This is a genomic window from Nitrospirillum pindoramense (assembly GCF_007827955.1).
In the GTDB taxonomy this organism is placed as follows: domain Bacteria; phylum Pseudomonadota; class Alphaproteobacteria; order Azospirillales; family Azospirillaceae; genus Nitrospirillum; species Nitrospirillum amazonense_B.
Window position 1 is genome coordinate 33,503 of the sequence record NZ_VITR01000012.1, and the last position, 17,809, is coordinate 51,311.

Consider the following 17,809-nt stretch of genomic DNA (forward strand, 5'->3'; position numbering starts at 1 on the left):
TCACTGATAGTGCGGGGCTTGGCCGGCGACAAGCCCGGCTTTGGGGTGTCACCTTTGGGGACGCTGGAGCAGGCCGCGCCACAGGCCGCCAGCCAGGGCCGCCAGCTTGGGCCCGCGCCCCCGTTCCAGTACCGCGATCTTGACGGCGGTGCTGGCCAGGATGCGCAGCGTCCATCCCCTGAGCGCTGGCACGGCGCGCCCATGCAGACGCCAGGTCCACACGGCGTTGCGCGCCTGGAACCAACGGCGCCGGGCGCCGTGGTGGGTCACGGCCAGGGACCGTCCGCCCACCGGCACCTGGGTGACGGCGCCCAGCCGATGGTCCACCAGGGCGTCCCGCACCGCAACCAGGCGGAAGCCGGCGCGGCGCAGGCGCACCGCGTATTCCACATCCACCCAGTCGATGAAAAAGTCGTCGCGCAAGGGACCGCAGGTGCGGATGGCGGCGGCGCTGACCAGGCTGCCCGAGGCCGGGGCCAGCAGCAGGTCGGGCAGCAGCGGCCCCTCCAGTCTCGGCACCACCGTCCAACGCCGGCCATCGGCGCTGGTCACCCAAGGGGTATCGGGGACACCCGGTTCCACATTGCGCGCCGCCAGCAGGCCGGTGTCCGGCGGGGCGGCGGCCAGGGCGGCGGCGAAGGCGGCACGCAGCCCCGGCCGCGCCACGCTGTCCTGATCCAACAGCAGCAGCCAGTCGGCCCCCGCCGCCAGGGCCTGCGCCAGCAGCCGATTCTGCGCCGCCGCCAGGCCGATGTTGGCGGAATCAGTGGTCAGGCTGGCGCCCGAAGCCGCCACGGCCCGGTCGACCCGCACGTCGGCGGCAGCGTCCCGCCCCCGTTCCTGCTGGAACAGATGCACGCTGTCCGCCACGCCGGCGGTAGCGGCCACGCAGGCGCCCAGGCCATCGTCGGGCCGGTAGGCGACGATGAGGGCGGCGATGCGGCCGGGGAACGGGGTTCCCCAGGGCGACTGGGCGGAAGAAGGCGGTGGGGCGTCCATGACCGCCTTGGATACCAGCCGGCCCCGCCCTTGGCGACACCCGTCGCGCGGAGGGGCGCGGCACGGGGGGCTACCCCGGGAGAAGGCGCGGCCGGCCCGTCCCCGCTTTGCCGCTTGACCCGGGGCCGCCCTGTCCCCCATGAATCGCCTCATAACGACACGGGGGCGGCACCGGGGAAAATCCGGGGACCGGCCAGTTGGGGGAGCGCCGATCGGTGTGCGGGGAAACCTGGCACAGGGGTTGGCGCTTTGTTGTTTGTGGGCTTGGCGGCGCAAGGGGTGTCGCCAGACCCGAAAGCCGTTATCCAAGAGGCGGGGCGACCGGCACGTGGATCAGAAGAACCCGGACCACCCCGATGCGGGGTCAGCGCAAGACGCCACGGCCACGCACGGCCAGGCGGCCAGCGACCTGGAGGGCGCGCCCCTCGGCGCCCATCCCGGCAGCCAGCATGTGCCGGGCACCGCCATCGACGCGGCACCGCCGCCGCCCACCCGCCCCTTGCGCGGCCCCACCGGCATGGCCCTGGCCCGCGCGGTGAGCCGCATGGTCGCGCATGGGCAGTTCGGCGACGTGGCCAGCCGCCTCTGGCAGTCGCTGGCCCCGCGATCCTTTTACCGCGCCTGGACCTTGCGCCGCGACGGGCCGCGCCGCACCGAGGCGGGTGAAATCTCCGTCGCCTTGGCCCGCCTGCCCGCCCCGCCCCGTATCAGCCTGATCATGACGGGGGCCGAGGCGAGCGGCCTGAAGCCCGCCGCCTGGGCCACCGCCGTGCGCCGGACGGTGGACAGCCTGACCCGCCAGATCCATGACACCTGGGAACTGTGGCTGCCCGCGGATACCACCGTGGACTTCCGTGACCCACGCGTGAAGCGCCGGGGGGCCGGCCTGCCCGCCCTGAGCCAGGTGGAAGGCGATACGGTGGCCCTGCTTGCCCCGGGCGATCTGCTGCCGCGCCACGCCCTGGCGCTGTGCGTGCTGGCCATGGCGCAGAATCCGGACACGCAGATCCTGTACACCGACGAGGAATGGACCGACCGGTTGGGTCATCCCTTACGCCCGGTGCTGAAGCCCGCGTTCGATCCGGACCTGCTGTACGGATCCAGCGGCGTCTACCCTGGCCAACTGCTGCTGATGCGCACGGCGCTGGCCCGGCGCGCCATGGCCGTGGGCCAGCAGGCTGGCCAGCTGGACCGTTACCGCCTGTTGCTGGAGGCCGCCCACTTGGCGGGTCGGGGGCATATCCGCCACATGCCGCGCGTCCTGCTGCGCCGCCGCCGCCCCCTGCCCCTGGGCAGCCTGTCCGCCCTGCAATCCTTCCTGGCGACCTATCATCCGGGTGCGGTGGCCGAACCCGTAACGGAGAAGGACGCCAAGGGCGAGGTCCACACCGCGCGCCGGGTGATCTGGCCGCTGCCCGAGCGCCTGCCGGTGGTCAGCCTGCTGATGCCGACCCGCGACCGGGTGGAGTTGCTGCGCCCCTGTGTCGAGGCCATCCTGGGCGAGACCCGCTATCCCGCCTTCGAGCTGGTGGTGATGGACCATGAGAGCCGCGACCCCGAGGCCCTGGCCTATCTGGATGGGCTGCGCGACCGGCCGGGGGCCCGGGTCATCCTGCACCGCGGCCCGTTCAATTTCGCCGACATGATGAACCGCGCCGCCGTCGCCGCCGCCGGCGAGGTGCTGGTGTTCCTGAACGATGATATGGAGCCGCAGAACCCGGATTGGCTGCGCGAGCTGGTGTCGCAGGCCATCCGCCCCGATATCGGGGCCGTGGGGCCCAAGGTCCTGGCGACCAACGGCACGGTCATGCATGGCGGCATCGTGCTGGGCCTGGGCAATGGCCCGGGCGCGGCCCGCCTGGCCGGGTCACGCTTCGCCGGCCGGCCGGGCGACACCGTGGGCGACCTGGGCATCGGCCTGTGCGCCCATCGCGTCAGCGCTGTGGCCAGCGCGTGCATGGCCATCCGCCGCAGCTGTTTCGAGGCCGTCGGCGGCTTTGACGCCGACACCTTCCCCATCGCCTTCAACGACGTGGACATCTGCCTGCGGCTGGAACAGGCGGGGTATGCCACCTTATGGACGCCCCACGCCGTCCTGACGGCGCTGGAGCCTTACGCCTCCGATCGCCGGGAACGGGTGGAGCAGGAGCGCCTGGCCTTCCTGGAGCGCTGGGGTGCCGCCATCGGCCACGACCGGTCGTGGAACCCCGGGCTGTCCCTGGATGGGCCGGAGGACTGGCTGGCGCTGCCGGGGCTGGTTCACGGGCCGGTGACGCGGTAGGGCTTCGACCCTCTGGTGCCGGCCGCCGCTGGCGTCGGATCAGTTGGACGCCACCTTGGGCTCGGTTGGCGTCTCTTCGCCAGATAGCGGCCGGTGATGGGTCTCGCGCTCGTACGGGTCGACCAGGGCGCTATCGCCCAGGCCGGCCAGCCGGGCCAGCGGTTCCAGAGGGCCGGGCGCCGGCGCCACGCCGCCGCCCGCCCCGGTATCAGACACCCCCGTATCGGCCACACCCGTATCGCCCCCCGGACCATCGCCGGTGGGGACGATGGCCCATCCCTGGCGGGCCGCGCGGTCCAGCGCGTCACAGGCCAGCACCGTCCGGTTGCGGCCGCCCTTCTTGGCCTGGTAGAGGGCACCGTCCGCCCGGGCCAACAAATCCTCCAGCGTTTCATCGGGACCGCGCCACTGGGCGACGCCCAGGCTGGCGGTCACTTGGGCCGCCTGTCCATCATAAGTCACCTCCAGCGCCGCCAGGCCGATACGCACGCGTTCCGCGACCGCGCGGGCGCCGGCAAGGTCCGTCTCCGGCAACAGCATCATGACCTCCTCCCCGCCGAAGCGGGCCAGCAGGTCCACGGTCCGGCAGGCTTGCCCCGCCTCCTTCACCGCCGCGCGCAGCACCTCATCCCCCATGAAGTGGCCATAGGTGTCGTTGATGCGCTTGAAGTGGTCCAGGTCGAACAGGATGACGGAGAAGATGTGGCCATAGCGGCGCGACCGATCCCATTCCAGGCGTGCCAGCTCGAAGAAACGGCGGCGGTTCAGGATGCCGGTCAGGGGGTCGGTGCTGGCCAGTTGTTCCAGCTTGGCGTTGGCGGCCCGCAGATCCCGGGTGCGGGTGGCGACGATGCGTCCCAGCGCCCGCTCGCGGCGCATCTGCGCCTCGGTGCGCACCGCCAGAACGCAGGCCACCAGGGCCAGCAGGCCGAACAGCACCAACAGCCGGAACCACGGCTGCTCATACCAATGGGGCAGGACCGTGAGGTGGAAGGCCAGTTCCGCCAGGGGCGGGATGGTCAGCGCGGCCGTGGCGCCCGCCGTCGGCGGGGCAACCGGCTCGGCATCCGGGTCGAAGCCCACCACCGCCTCCTGCCGATCCGACAGGACCAAGCCGGGCAGGTCGGTCCAGGCGCGCACGCGGAAGGTATAGTCGCCGTGCGACAGGTTGGTATAAACGGCCTGCGGCTGGGCGCCGGTGGCCTCCACCCAGTCCTCGTCAAAGCCATCCAGGCGATAGGCGTAACGGGTGTCGCGCGGCGCGCGGAAATCCAGCAGCGACAGGGCCAGGCGTATCGTCTTGACCCCCGGCTTCAGCGTCAGCGTGCCGCCCGGCGTGGGCAGGCGGCCGGGCGGCTGCACCACGTGGTTGACATCCAGCGAGGTGACGGCCAACACCCCCACCGGCACCGAAGGGGTCAGCAGTTCCGGCCGCACGACGGTCAGTCCCCCCAGCCCGCCGAACAGCACACGTCCATCGGGGGATCGCGCGGCGGCCTTGATGTTGAAGGAACGAACGATGACACCATCCCGGGCGCTCAGAACCCGGGGCGGGAAGCCGGGGCCGTTGAACCTCACCAGGCTGGCGGCGGCGCTGGCCCAGATGTGGCCCTCCGCATCCAGGGCAAGGGCGGATATGGCGTTGCTGGGCAGTCCCTGCGCCTCATCCAATACCTGGGGGACGACGCCCGGCCGCCCGGCCAGGGCATCGCGCATCAGGGCGGGCGGCAGGATCGCCAAGCCACCGCCGTATGTGCCGGCCCAGAGGTTGCCAACGCCGTCCAGGACAATGTCGTTGACCACGTCGTGCATCAGGACCCCCACCGTCCCCGGCCGCGATGAGGTCCGCAGGGTATGGAAGCGCAAGCGCGGCAAATCGCGAAGGTCGGCCACGGCCAGGCCGCCGGATGTCGCCAGCCAGACGGCGCCGGCGGGCGCACCGGCATCGGGCGGCATGACCAGAATCTTGTTGACCTGATCGCCCGGCAGACTTTCCGGGTCCGCCGGATCATGGACCAGATGGGTCAGGGCGCCGCCCGGCCCCTGGATGAACAGTCCGTCATAGCCGCCCGCCAGCACGCTGGTCCCCCCGGCGGCGGGGACAATGGCAGCGGGGACAATGGCAAGGGACAGAACGACGGTGTCATCCAGGGCCGGTATCCAGGATGGGGTTGCCGCCAGGGTGTCGGGATTGACGTGGGTGACGCCCCGGCCACCCGCCAGGACACCGCCATCGGGCATCACCACGATGGTGCAGACATCGATGCCTTCATCCACCGATGGCCGCAGGACATGGCGCAGGACGCCGTTGGCATCCACGACGTCCACCCGCCCATGGCCCAGCCCCAGCCAAACCCGGCCGGCCCCATCCACGGCCAGGGCATGCACATCGGGGTCGGCCAAGCCCGTGCCGCCGGGGGCTGCCGTCTGAACCGTGGCGATCAGGCGCCGTCCCGCCTCCACCCGATCGGCGCCGCGCTCCGTTCCCACCCAGACATTGCCGCTGCGGTCGCGCAGGAAGGCGTGGACGACATCGGCGGCCAGCGAGGTCGCCACCATCTCGGAATGGGTCAGGCGGCCGACTTGGCCATCGGCGGCCCGCGTCACGATTCCGGCACCGTCGGTGGCCAGCCAGAGCGGACCACCCGGCCCTTCGGGTTCAATGAAGGCGCGGATCATGTGCCGGGCCGCCAGGCCGTCCCCCTCCGTCAGACCGGCGATCTCCTTAGGACGGGCATGGTCGGGGTCCCAGGTGAAGGCGCCGCTGTCGGCGGTGCCCACCCAGATACGGCCCCGACCGTCCTCGTACAGGGCGCGGACGTCATCCGCCAATGCGCGCGCCAGATCGGGGTTGCCTGCGGGCGCCGTCACGCGGGTGAAGCCCGCCTCGCCGGCGGCGCGCCGGAACAGCCCCGGATGTCCCCCGAGCCAAACGGCGCCGCGGCTATCCTCCAGAACCGTGAACAGGCGGGCGCTGATGCCACCGGGGCCGGCGTCGACGATCGGCGTCACCGTGGCCGACGCCGGGTCGTAATGGTCCAATCCCTGGTCCGAGACGATCCAGGCGCCGCCATCCCGGGCGGGCGCCATGGCCATGATGCGAGCGGCCGCGTCGTGGCGCGCGATGGGCACAGGGCGGAAGCCGTTGACGTCCGGGTCGAAACGCACCAGGCCCCCGGCGTTGGTGCCGACCAGCAGCTCACCGGTTTCAAGAACCAGCAGGTTGCGCACATAGGCATCGGGCAGGACCCCGGCCGGGGGCGGCGCGCCCGCATCCCGCGTGCCCGCATCCCGCTTGATGGTGGCGCGGACATCGGCCGCCGCCCGATAAATCTGCGCGCGATAGCCGTCAAACCGCACCAGTCCCCCGGGCGTGCCCAGCCAGATGAGCCCCTTGCGGGTCTGGGCCACGCTGGTCACCACGTCATTGGGCAGGTGCAGGGAACTGATGAAATGGTCGAATTCGGGGCCGGACAGGCGCGCCCAGCGGTCGGGGGCATCGCCCATAGGCCCCCCGCCGGCCCGCGTGTCGAGCACCCGTGTGTCCGGCACCCGCGTTTCCGGCACCTGCGGGTCGGCTTGGTCAGCGGGCTGGGGCACGGGGCCGGCGGACGCGGGCACGACCGCGCAGGCGATCATGAGCGCCATGCCCAGCCACCGCGTCAGGGCGCTTACCGCACCGCCCGCCCGCAAGAAACGCCGTCCCACCATGGCCGGGCCCAATGCCCCTTCCCAGTCTCAAGAATTCGCCACGACGGGCGACCCGGCGAGCATGTTGACGCTGAACTCTTACCAAATCCTCGCCAGCACGCGACATCGCCCATGATTTCCGGAAATTATCGCGCTTGAGCGTGACGAAGACCGGGAATCGCGGGGGGGAACAGCAGTGCAAAAGGTTAGGCGCCCGCAAACACGGGGCGTCGTCCGGCTGGAACATGCGGCGGCGGCGGTGGGCCGCCTGGATCAGCCATCCTGGCGACGGGCATGGGCCAGCAGCCAGCACCCCAGCAGGGCCAGGGCGATGGCGCCCCCGGTGCCTGACACCGCCAGCCACCCGCCATGGTCCCAGGCCAGGCTGGCCACGGCGGAACCGCAGGCGCCGCCCACGAAATAGGTGGTCAGGTAGACGGTGGTGACCCGCCCCCGCGCACCATGGTTGCCGGCATAGATGATACTCTGGTTGGTGATCTGCAGACCTTGGACGCCAACGTCCAGCAGCAGGATGCCGGCTGTCAGCGCGACCAGCGGCCCGACAAGGCCGGAGCCCAGAGGGGATAGAGAAGTCCATGGAACGACGGGCGCCAACAGCGCCATGAGCAGCCAGGCGCCCAGACAAGCGGCGGCGAACAGGCCCGTCGCCCGATGAGCGTGGCCCCCGTCCGCCAGGCGCCCCGCTCGGCTGGCCGCCAGCGCCCCGGCCAACCCGGCCAGGCCGAACAGGCCGATGGTGGCCTGGTCGAAATGATAGGGCGCGTCGCTGAGCACGAAGGTCAGGCCCGTCCACAGCACGCTGAACCCGGCGAAGCCCAAGGCCCCCATGAGGGAGCGCCAGCGCAGCACCGCGTCGGTGCGCGCGAGGTGCAGCACGGAAGCCATGAGGCGGCTATAGGGAATGCGGGGCCGCGCCGGGTCGGCCGGCAGGGCCCGGGCCAGCAGCAGGCCCAGCACCACCATCGCCACGGCGGCGGTGACATAGACCGCGCGCCAGCCAGCATAATGGGCAATGGCGCCGGCGATGGTGCGCGCCAGCAGGATGCCGAGGATCAGGCCGCTCATCACCGTGCCCACCGTGCGCCCCCGGCTGTGATCGGGCGCCAGCGAGGCGGCGAAGGGCACCGCCACCTGGGCGGCGCAGGACAGCACGCCCAGGCCCAGCGACGCCGCGGCGAAGGTCAGGAAGGTCGGGCTGGCCGCCGCCGCCAGCAGCAGGGCGACGCACAGGGCCAACAGGGACAGGATCAGGCGCTTGCGGTCATGGGTGTCGCCCAGCGGCACCACCAGCAGCAGGCCCAAGGCGTACCCCACCTGGGTCACGGTCACCAGCATGCCCGCCGACCCCATGCCCACCTGGAAACTGGCGGCGATGTCGGCCAGCAGCGGCTGGACATAGTAGATGTTGGCGACCACGACACCGCACGTGACGGCGAACAAGGCCGTCAGTCCGGCGGAGAGGTTTTGGCCGGCAGCGCCAACGGTGGGCGCGGGCGGCGTGGGGGACGGCACGGACATGAGAAGGGCGACCTGCGCTGGGAACAAGGACGGCCGTTCTCTGTACCGGGCACGGGTTAATTAGGAAACGGTTAGTTGCGAAAACCAGGCCCGCCCGCCTGGGGCTTGACGATAAACGGGGGTGCTCAGTCCTCATCCACCTGCAGCAGGGGCCAACGCTCCAGCCACCGCTTGTCCCGTATCCGCTGACGCACGATGTCCAGTTTGGCCCCGCGAAACGCGGGCGTGGGGCGGATGATGCGGCCGAACAGATCGGCCAGCCCGAAGGGCGCCAGAATCTCCAGCCCGTCAGCGCTCGTCAGGCGCACCGCCACGGCGGTGGCCGTCTCTGGCCAATGGCGCAGCGCGTCAGCGGTGGAGGCATAGGGCGCATCGCTGTTGCGGCTGTGCATACGGGCCTGGTTTTTCACCGACCATGGCGCGTCCGGATCCTGCGCCAGCAGGCGATCGGTCAGCGCGCGATCAATCGCCAGAGACGTGCGCTCCGGATCGAACCAGAGCACATCGACATCGCTTTCAGGCAGGTCAGCTTCCAAAGATTGGACCGCGCGCACGCGATGCAGATGGTCCCAAACGGCGTTCCGCACGAAGCCGGCGCCAACCCAGCAATCGGGCAGACCAAGCGCGCGCACGTGGTCCAACAGGCGCATCCGGCGGGCATCGCCCAGGATGATACCCTTCAGGCGGTCACCGTAAGTCAGTTGTTGCATGAGGGACGCCCCGGCGGCCGTTTCCACAAAGGATTGAGCCTCGCCGGTCTCCCGGCGAGGCTCTTTAGTGGTATCGGTCTTTTGTCCGGGACCAATAGGTCCCAAAAGGTCACATCCCAAAATGTCGCAGTTATGCAACCAAACCCGGCTTAGAACTTCTTGCGCAGGGAGACGAACAGGGCGGTGGGCGCCCCGGCCTGCAGGGTCTGGAAGGTGCCCGTCGGGTCGCTGACGGTGTAGCCGTTGGTGCCGATGGACGACACGTAGTGACGGTCGAACAGGTTGGTGACGTTGCCCTGGATTTCCAGGTCCCGCTGCCAGCCACCGCCCTGGAAGCGGTAGCCGAAGGTGAGATCCACCGTCATGTAGCCGGGGACCTTGCCGTCGTCGATGTAGGTGTAATAGCGCTCGCTCATGTAGTTGCCCGAGATGGCGCCGAACAGCATGCCGTTATCGAACGACAGCTCGGCCTTCACCATGTTCTTCGGGCTGTCCACCGTGGTCTTGCCCTTGGTGGCGGCATACAGGGTGCCGTCGCCATTCAGGGTGTCATCGTCATAAGTGGACTTGTTGTAGGAGTAGGAGCCGTACAGCGACCAGTTCTTCACGAACTTCCAGGTGCCGGCCAGCTCGACACCCTTGGAGGTGACGCCGCCGACGTTGGACAGGGCCGACGGGTTGCCCTGGATGCCGGAACCGACGGTGGTGGCCAGCAGGCGGTCATGGAAGCTCACGTAATAGGCGGCGGCGACGGCCTCGAAGGTGTCGACATGGGCGCGGTAGCCCAGTTCGAAGGCGTCCGAGGTTTCGGGCTTCAGCTTGTCCTTGATGGCGTTGAAGCCGGCCTGGGTGGTCGAGAACGGACCGTCGGTGTGCGAGCTGACGAAGGCGCGGGCGTTCTTGGCATAGTCACCGAAGACTTCGCTGTTGTCGTTCAGCTGATAGTTGAAGCCGATCTGCGGCAGGAAGCCCTTGGAGGTGTCGATCGAGCCGTTGATGATGTCGCTGGCCGAGGTGTAGCGCTCGGTCTTGCTTTCGTTGTCAACCTTGATCGACTTGAAGCCGTAATTGATCTTCAGCGCGTCTAGAAGCTGCCAGGTGTCCTGCAGGTGGAACACGTAGGTCTTGGTGTTAAAGGCGTACTGCCACTGGGTGTAGAAGGGGTTGTCCTGGAACTCATCCGCCGTGCGGCCGGGGCTGTTGATGCCCAGGCCGTAGAAGCGGCGGGCCTGGTCGAAATCATTGTTCTCGAACCACAGGCCGCCTTCGATGGTGTGGTCGGCCAGGGTGTAGGTCAGGCTGTCCACCGTGCCGATGCGCGACACCGTGTATTCGGTGGTGCGCATGGAGATGGGGGAGCCGCCGAAGGCCGCGGGGGTCGCCAGGTACGGCGTGTCCCAGGTGCCCATGCCCTTGTCATGATGGCCGTAGACCATGGCCTTCAGGGACAGGCGGTCGTTGATCGGGTATTCCAGCTTGGTGGAGCCGATGATGTCCTGACGATTGCCGGCGCCATCGTAGTAGACGTCGTCGGGCGTGCTGTAGGGGGCCGGGATGGCCTTGCCCGACTGGTAGGCGGTGGCGATGGACTTGGCCAGGGTGTAGTTGTCCGAGATGTTGTCCAGCTTGTAGCCGAACTTGCCGATCAGGGCCAAGGACAGGTCCTGGTAGTCGTTCTCGTGCCGGTCGGAATAGTTGACCATGGTGGTCAACGTGCCCTCGCCCACCGGCTGCACGAACTTGCCGTTGGCCTGCTGCTGCCACTGCTCGCCGCTGCCCTTCCACTTGTTGCCGTGCTGGTAGTCGTAGCTGAGGTAGCCACGGCCGCCGCCGTCGATCTCGCCCGATTCGATACGGCCGAAGGCGCGGACGGTGGCGTTGCTGCCGTAGGCGACGCTGGCCAGCCCACCGGCTGTCGTGGCCGGATCGACGGACGTGAACTTCAGCGTGCCGCCCAGGTTGGAGGTGGACGCCGTATCCAGGGCGCCGGTGCCCTGGGCCATCTGGGTCACGCCCAGGTTTTCGGACGAGATGGCGCGGCTGATGTGCAGGCCGTTGTCGTTGGCGTAGCTCATGTCGCCCAGCGGGATGTCATCGAGCGTGAAGCCCAGCTGGTTCTGGTTGAAGCCGCGCACGGAGATGCGCACCGCCCATTCATAGGCGCCATAGGGATCGGCGGCCTGGTAGTTCACGCCTGGCAGCTTGGCGATCACCTTGATGGGGCTGGCGCCGGGGACGGCGATCTGCATGTCCGTGGGCGTGATGGCCTGCACCTGACGGGTTTCGCCACGGCCGAACACCACGATTTCCTGGATGGTATCGGCATCCGCGGCGGCGTCCGGCGCCGTCTGCGCGAACGCGGCAGAAGAAACACTGAGGATCAGCAGGGACACACCCGCCAACAACCGATTCTTCAACATCGAATTTCCCCCTTCGATTATTTAAATGCTTCCCAATTCGATAATATACGGAAGCGGTATCCGCCTTTTGGCAGCTGACTTGACGTGCGTGCTGCATAGCAACACGGTATGAATATTTTGCGACAGTGCCGTGACCGATCTGTTTACTGGCAACGGTGTGACATTTCGGCACCCCGTTTCGCGTCAGACTGGTTGTGGCCGCTCCACGCCCGGCGCCGTCGTGGCCGGCACCCGCCAGCGGCCCAGCGTGCGGGCCTGGTAGGGCTTGGCATCGATGGTGACCGCGACTAGATCCGCCACCGCCGCCTCATGCGTCAGGGTCAGCAGGACGTAGCCCTTGGTCGTATGGTCGTTCAGCAGCACCTCGGAATTCTGCGCCTTCAGGATGTCACCGAGCTGCGGCAGGCCGAGTTCCTCGCCCGGCGAGGGGCTGGTGATGGAACTGGCGCCGAATTCCGCCGCCACGCGGGTGGTGCCGGCGGCGTCGCGCAACTCGTTCACCCAGAAGGCGTGGCTGTCGCCCGACAGCACCACGGTGTTGCCGGCGCGGCCGTCAACCACCGCCGCCTTGATGGCGTCGTAGACCCGCTCGCGGGCCGCCGGATAACCGTCCCAGCCATCCAGGTCATAGGGGATGTCGAAGCTGGCCATATGAACGATGGGCGCCAGCTTGGCCCGGGCCGCCTCGGGCAAGCCGCCCAGCCAACGGGCGACGCCATCGGCGCCCATGGCCTTTTCCAGTTTGGGCGCGATGGTGCGGGCCATCACCACTTCGTTGCCCAGGACCTGCCACGGGGTGCCGGCCGCGACCGACGCCTTCAGGGTGGCCGCCAGCCATTCCTCCTGCCGCACGCCCATCATCTGGCGTTCGGGATCGGCGCAGAAGGTGCGGATGGCATCCTCATCCGGACCCAGGACATAGGGCGCGGGCGCGGAACCACCGGCCTTCACCACCGCCATGACCTTGGCCGTCACGCTGGCATCCGTCACCCTGCGCCGGCTCTTGTCGCCCGCGACCTCGTAAACCGCCATCGGCAGGTCGCCCGGCACGCTCCATTCCAGTTGCCGGGAACGGGCCTGCAGCCGCGTCTCCACCATGACCAGGGTGGCCAGGTCACCGAACTGGAAGGCGCGCTGGATCTCCTCCGCCGCCTGGCCGACGCGCGGCTCGCGGATGGGCATCCACTCGTAATAGGCGCGCACCGCCGCCGCCTCGCGCGTCAGGAAGGCGCCCTGCTCGGGATGATGGTTCTCCGCCCCGCCGGCCCAGGTGTCGTTGCACACCTCGTGGTCGTCCCAGACACAGATCCAGGGGGCGCGGGCATGGGCGGCCTGCAGATCGGGGTCGCGCCGGTACTGGGCATAGCGCAGGCGGTAATCGGTGAGGGTGACGATGTCGTGCGGCGGCTCGGGAATGCGGCCCAGGCGGCGGCCGTTCTCCATGCCGTAGTCATCATCCTTGGCGCCGTATTCGTAGATGTAGTCGCCCAGCTCCACCACCGCGTCCAGGCGATCCAGCTTGGCGATGTGGTCATAGGCGTTGAAATAGCCGTTGGGGTAGAGGGCGCAGGTGACGGCGGCCATCACCACGCTGTCAACGCGCCCCTGGGGCAGGGTGCGGGTGCGTCCCACGGGCGACGTCGCCGCACCGCAGGTGAAGCGGTACCAGTAATCCTGGCCGGGCTTCAGCCCATCCACGTCAACCTTGGCGGTGAAGTCGCGGGCGGACGTGGCATCCACCGTGCCGCGCCGCACCGGCCGCTGGAAGGCGGCGTCAGCCGCGACCTCCCACGCCAGGCGCACGGCGGTGGTGGCACTCGGGGCATCGGGCGTCACCCGCGTCCACAGCACCACCCGGTCGGCCAGGGGATCGCCGCTGGCGACGCCATGCCGGAAGGCCGCCCCCGCCGCCGCCCACACGGGTCGCGCGCTGAGCGCCAACGGGGCGGCGGCCCCCAGCAGCAAAAGCGACAGGGCCCGGCGGCGGCTCAGCACGGTCATCGAGGTCATCCAGAAGCGGTTAAGGAGGACCGTCGGTTACGCCATCCGCTTGAAAGAACGACGACATATTGATTAACGATTCATGACCGCCCCACCCCGCGCGGCCAACGCTGGCGCCGGCGGCCCCGCTGGGGCACCTTAGGCGCGGGGGGCCGGACGCCCCGGGGGGAGAGGTCATGCGTATCGTTCTGCTCAAGGGCCAGTCGCAGTATGGCTCGCTTCGGCTGCATATCGACCAGCTGGCGGCGGCATTCGCCGCCATGGGGCACGAGGCCATCGTCGTCGACTTGGCGGCCCCGGACGGGGTGGCGCGGCTGAACGCCGCACTGGCCCGCCCGGTGCAGTTCTTTTACGCCCTGAACAGCATGGGGGTGGACCTGCGCGTCGGCGACCGGTCGCTGTACGACGTGGCGGACGCCCTGTTCATGACCTTGCATGTCGACCACCCGGTGCACCTGTGGTCCCGGCTGGAAACGAAGATGGATCGGCGCTTCGTCGTCAGCTTCCTGGACGAGACACATGTGAAGTTGGCGCGCGACTGCTTCCCGCCGGACCATTTCGCGGCCCTGTCCCTGATGCCGCCGGGGGCCAACACCAGCATCCCGCCGGTCATGCCGGACGAGAGGCAGCTGTTCCAGCGGTGGGAGGCCGACCGCGACATTCCGCTGCTGTTCACCGGCACCTATCGTGGCATGCCCCAGCGCGGCTGGCGCGGCGCCGAACGCAACTTCGTCACCACCCTGTTCGATGATGCGGCGGACCTGGCGCTGAGCCAGGACACCCTGGCGCTGGAGGATGCCATCGACCAGGTGCTGGCCACGCGCGACACCTGCCTGCCGCCCGCCAGCCGCACGCAGCTGATCCAAAAGTCGCGGGAGGTCTATCAATATGTCGAGGCGTACCGCCGCCACCAGCTGCTGGTGACCCTGAACCGGGCCGGCGTGCCCCTGGTGGTTTATGGCAAGGGGTGGGAGGATCGGCCCTTCCCCGCCTTCGACTGGCGGGGTGAAGGCAGTTTCGAGCAGACGCTGGGCCTGCTGCGGCGCACCCGGCTGGTCCTGAACAGCAACAACAACTTCGTCGCAGGCGGCCATGAGCGGGTGTTCGCGGCCCAGATCAATGGCGCGGCCGTCCTGTCGGACACCAGCCGGTATTACGACCGGCACTATGCCGACGGGCGCGACATGCTGTTCTACCGCTGGACGGCGCTGGACACCCTGCCGGCCCGGGTGGAGGCCGCCCTGGCCGGTCCCGCCGGCCTGGCCGCCATCGCCCGCGCCGGCTTCCACCAGGCCGCGACGCACCACACCTGGGATGCGCGCGCCCGCCACATCATCGACCTGTTCGCCGCCGTCAACATCCTGACGCGCTGACCAGCACGGACAGCGGGACCACGTCCGGCACGGACAACGGGACCACGTCCGGCACGGACAGCGGGACAAATTTCGGCCGCCGCCGCGGCACCGCGTCATAATGGCGCAGGCGGCGACCTTGTTTCGTGACACTCATTCTCAATATCCATTGATTCCTAGACCCAATCCGGCCATGAGCAAGCCGCCAGACGGATGGCACACGCCAATAAGACCCAAGTGATTCCGTGTGGCACAGCCCGGAAACGCTTGCCCGCCAGCCGGCTATTTAAATTCTAACGAAGCCGTTAATATTGAGTCGTTATCGATTATTTTCTTCTGCGTAATAATTACGAAACAACTTATCAATCAAAATTTAACGTGCACCCCCAAGGCGCCAAACCTAGTGAAGCGCAACGTTTTTCCTGGGGGAGCCGAAAAATGTTCAACAAAAGCAAAAGCAGCCGCTGTTTCCATCGTCATGACTTCTGGGGCCACGACTTCCTGGGCCGCACCGTCCTGCGCCGTGCCCTGCTGGCGGGCAGCGCCGTGGGTATGGTCTGGACGGCCAGCGCCTGGGCGGCACCGGCCGACGCCAATGCCGACGCGGGCCCCGACGCAGGCGCCAGCCGCGCCACCGCCGGCACCGGTTCGGAAGGCGTGGAGGTGGATACCATCCTGATCGAGGCGGAACGCAACCGCGCGGCGGCCGAAGCGCCGGTGAAGGCGTCGCTGGACCAGAGCCAGCCGAAATCCATCATCAGTCGCCGGTATATCGAGCAGTCGACACCGGAGACGGGGGACATCACCACCACCGTCCTGATCGCGCCCAGCATCGGCGGCATCGCGTCCAACGGCGGCGGCGTGGGTGAAACCAACAAGACCACCCTGCGCGGCTTCGCCGACGGCCAGTACAACATCACCTACGACGGTATGGCCTTCGGCGACACCAACGACCCGACCCATCACCCGGCCTCGTACTTCCCGGCGTCCACCATCGGGTCGGCCGTGGTGGATCGCGGCCCGGGGGCGGCGGGCGACCTGGGCCAGGCCAATTTCGGCGGCGCCATCCATTATTTCTCGCCCACCGTGGACGATCAGTTCGGCCTGTCGCAGAAGATCACCTTCGGCTCGTTCAACACCCAGAACTTCGTGTCCACCATCCAGACCGGCAAGCTGGACGCGCTGGGCGGCACCAAGGTCCTGCTGAATTTCGACGAGCGACAGTCGGATGGCGAGCTGAGCTTTTCCGGTGGCGACGCCCAGAACCAGTTGATCAAGATCCAGGTGCCCATCAGTGAGAAGTGGCAGGCGACGCTGTTCGCCACCCACAACCGCACGCACTTCTACCAGTCCGATGCCGGGCCGGGGGAGACATGGGCCCAGGTCGTGGCCTATGGCAAGGATTTCGCCCTGAACGACAACCCCAAGGACGAGCATTACTACAAGTACAACCAGCAGCGTAAATCCAGCGACTTCGACTACATCAACCTGAAAGGCGACCTGGGCGACGGCTACAGCATCGACAACGACGCCTACACCAATTTCTATTCCAACCAGACGGAATCGGTGAACGACGTCACCGGCCTGGTGGGCGCCGCCAACACCTCCGCCCCCGGCAACAAGAAGCTGCCCAAGACCGACATCGGTGGATACAGCAAGGGCAACCGCTATCGCGTCTTCGGCGACATCCTGCGGGGCAACAAGGACTGGACCTTTGGCACCCTGAAGGTGGGCGGCCTGGTCGAAACCTCCAGCACCGATCGCCACAACCTGCTGCAAGACCTGACCCAGGGCATCGACGACCTGAAATATTCCAGCCTGACCAAGCCGGTGGTGGCCAACGTCTCGAACGTGAAGACGCTGGAGGACAGTTCCTGGCTGCAGTACCAGATGTTCGCCGATTTCGAGCTGCGTCCCATCGACCGGCTGACCATCACCCCGGGCGTGAAGTACGTGAACTTCGACCGCACCGTGGACGCCGCCATGGAAAACAGCGGCGTCGCCAATTTCACGCGCGGCCCGCTGCACGGCGACAACGTCTATGACAAGACGCTGAAGTTCCTGACGGCCAATTACAAGATCACGCCGGACGTGGCGGTCTACGCCCAGTACGCCACCGGCTTCCTGATCCCGTCCCTGTCCACGCTGTACGTCAACAACCTGGACCTGAACGCCCTGAAGCCCCAGGAAACCACCAACTACCAGTTGGGCGCCGTGTGGAGCAGCAACAACGTGACCATCGACGCGGACATCTACCGCATCGACGTCACCAACCTGTCGGTGGCCGACCCCACGGGCCAGTTCTACGTCAACGCCGGCAACGCCCGGTACAGTGGCGTGGAAGGCCAGGCGGCCTATAGCTTCGACAACGGCGTGACCTTTTTCGCCAACGGCTCGATCAACGCCGCCAAGGATCTGACGGCGCGCCAGGGCCTGACCAAGGTGCCGAAATGGACGGACGCCATCGGGCTGCTGTTCAACCAGGGCCCCTGGCAAATGTCACTGAGCCGCAAGCAGGTGGGCCGCCAGGTCGTGGCCTATAACGGCGGCACCGCCACCACCACCGCCGACGGCACCTTCCTGACGCCGGGACAGGCGTGGGAGATTCCCGCCTACACCACCACCGATGCCTCGGTCTCCTACGACTTCGGCATGGTGCGGCTGAAGCTGGCGGCCTTCAACCTGGCCAACGACCGGGCCATCACCACCTATGGCGGCGGCCTCTACACCTTCCAGGCCGGACGCCAGATCCAGGGCACCATCCAGGTCAAGTACTGATCCTACCGCCGGGCGGGGGAAAGGCACGGCAGCCCTCCC

General features: G+C 68.2%; 9 protein-coding genes. 3 read left to right on the forward strand and 6 right to left on the reverse strand.

Annotated features, from left to right (window positions below; all coding sequences use genetic code 11):
- Positions 1-48 precede the first annotated feature (48 nt).
- Positions 49-999 (reverse strand): glycosyltransferase family protein, encoded by a 951-nt coding sequence (locus FBZ90_RS27935; protein WP_186455925.1) that lies wholly within the window; start codon positions 997-999, stop codon positions 49-51.
- A 328-nt stretch (positions 1,000-1,327) separates the two neighbouring features.
- Between FBZ90_RS27935 and FBZ90_RS28680 the strand changes: the two genes are divergently transcribed.
- Entirely contained in the window at positions 1,328-3,280 is a 1,953-nt protein-coding gene (locus FBZ90_RS28680) for a glycosyltransferase family 2 protein (RefSeq protein WP_186455926.1), read from the forward strand.
- A 39-nt stretch (positions 3,281-3,319) separates the two neighbouring features.
- Here the strand turns inward: FBZ90_RS28680 and FBZ90_RS19390 are convergent, their stop codons facing one another.
- From FBZ90_RS19390 to FBZ90_RS19410, 5 genes are all read right to left on the reverse strand, one after another.
- Positions 3,320-6,991, reverse strand: a complete 3,672-nt coding sequence (locus FBZ90_RS19390; RefSeq protein ID WP_145734640.1) for a ligand-binding sensor domain-containing diguanylate cyclase — start codon at positions 6,989-6,991, stop codon at positions 3,320-3,322.
- A gap of 252 nt (positions 6,992-7,243) precedes the next feature.
- Entirely contained in the window at positions 7,244-8,509 is a 1,266-nt protein-coding gene (locus FBZ90_RS19395; RefSeq protein ID WP_145734641.1) for an MFS transporter, read from the reverse strand.
- A gap of 125 nt (positions 8,510-8,634) precedes the next feature.
- A complete protein-coding gene (locus tag FBZ90_RS19400) occupies positions 8,635-9,219 on the reverse strand; it encodes a nucleotidyltransferase family protein (protein ID WP_145734642.1) in 585 nt (194 codons plus the stop codon).
- Positions 9,220-9,368: 149 nt separating this feature from the next.
- Positions 9,369-11,639, reverse strand: a complete 2,271-nt coding sequence (locus FBZ90_RS19405; protein ID WP_145734643.1) for a TonB-dependent receptor — start codon at positions 11,637-11,639, stop codon at positions 9,369-9,371.
- 183 nt (positions 11,640-11,822) lie between these two features.
- Positions 11,823-13,640, reverse strand: a complete 1,818-nt coding sequence (locus FBZ90_RS19410; RefSeq protein ID WP_145734644.1) for an alkaline phosphatase D family protein — start codon at positions 13,638-13,640, stop codon at positions 11,823-11,825.
- A 176-nt stretch (positions 13,641-13,816) separates the two neighbouring features.
- Between FBZ90_RS19410 and FBZ90_RS19415 the strand changes: the two genes are divergently transcribed.
- Together FBZ90_RS19415 and FBZ90_RS19420 are read left to right on the forward strand one after the other, a co-directional pair.
- Positions 13,817-15,013: a glycosyltransferase family protein gene (locus tag FBZ90_RS19415; RefSeq protein WP_145734645.1), complete on the forward strand. Its 1,197-nt coding sequence runs from the start codon at positions 13,817-13,819 to the stop codon at positions 15,011-15,013.
- 417 nt (positions 15,014-15,430) lie between these two features.
- A complete protein-coding gene (locus FBZ90_RS19420; protein WP_145734646.1) occupies positions 15,431-17,770 on the forward strand; it encodes a TonB-dependent receptor in 2,340 nt (779 codons plus the stop codon).
- The last annotated feature ends 39 nt before the right edge of the window (positions 17,771-17,809 follow it).

Coding starts and splice junctions, on each gene's coding strand:
- FBZ90_RS19405 (WP_145734643.1), bottom strand. CDS start 11,639: ATGTTGAAGAATCGGTTGTTGGCGGGTGTGTCCCTGCTGATCCTCAGT.
- FBZ90_RS27935 (WP_186455925.1), bottom strand. CDS start 999: ATGGACGCCCCACCGCCTTCTTCCGCCCAGTCGCCCTGGGGAACCCCG.
- FBZ90_RS19410 (WP_145734644.1), bottom strand. CDS start 13,640: ATGACCGTGCTGAGCCGCCGCCGGGCCCTGTCGCTTTTGCTGCTGGGG.
- FBZ90_RS19395 (WP_145734641.1), bottom strand. CDS start 8,509: ATGTCCGTGCCGTCCCCCACGCCGCCCGCGCCCACCGTTGGCGCTGCC.
- FBZ90_RS19400 (WP_145734642.1), bottom strand. CDS start 9,219: ATGCAACAACTGACTTACGGTGACCGCCTGAAGGGTATCATCCTGGGC.
- FBZ90_RS19420 (WP_145734646.1), top strand. CDS start 15,431: ATGTTCAACAAAAGCAAAAGCAGCCGCTGTTTCCATCGTCATGACTTC.
- FBZ90_RS19390 (WP_145734640.1), bottom strand. CDS start 6,991: ATGGTGGGACGGCGTTTCTTGCGGGCGGGCGGTGCGGTAAGCGCCCTG.
- FBZ90_RS19415 (WP_145734645.1), top strand. CDS start 13,817: ATGCGTATCGTTCTGCTCAAGGGCCAGTCGCAGTATGGCTCGCTTCGG.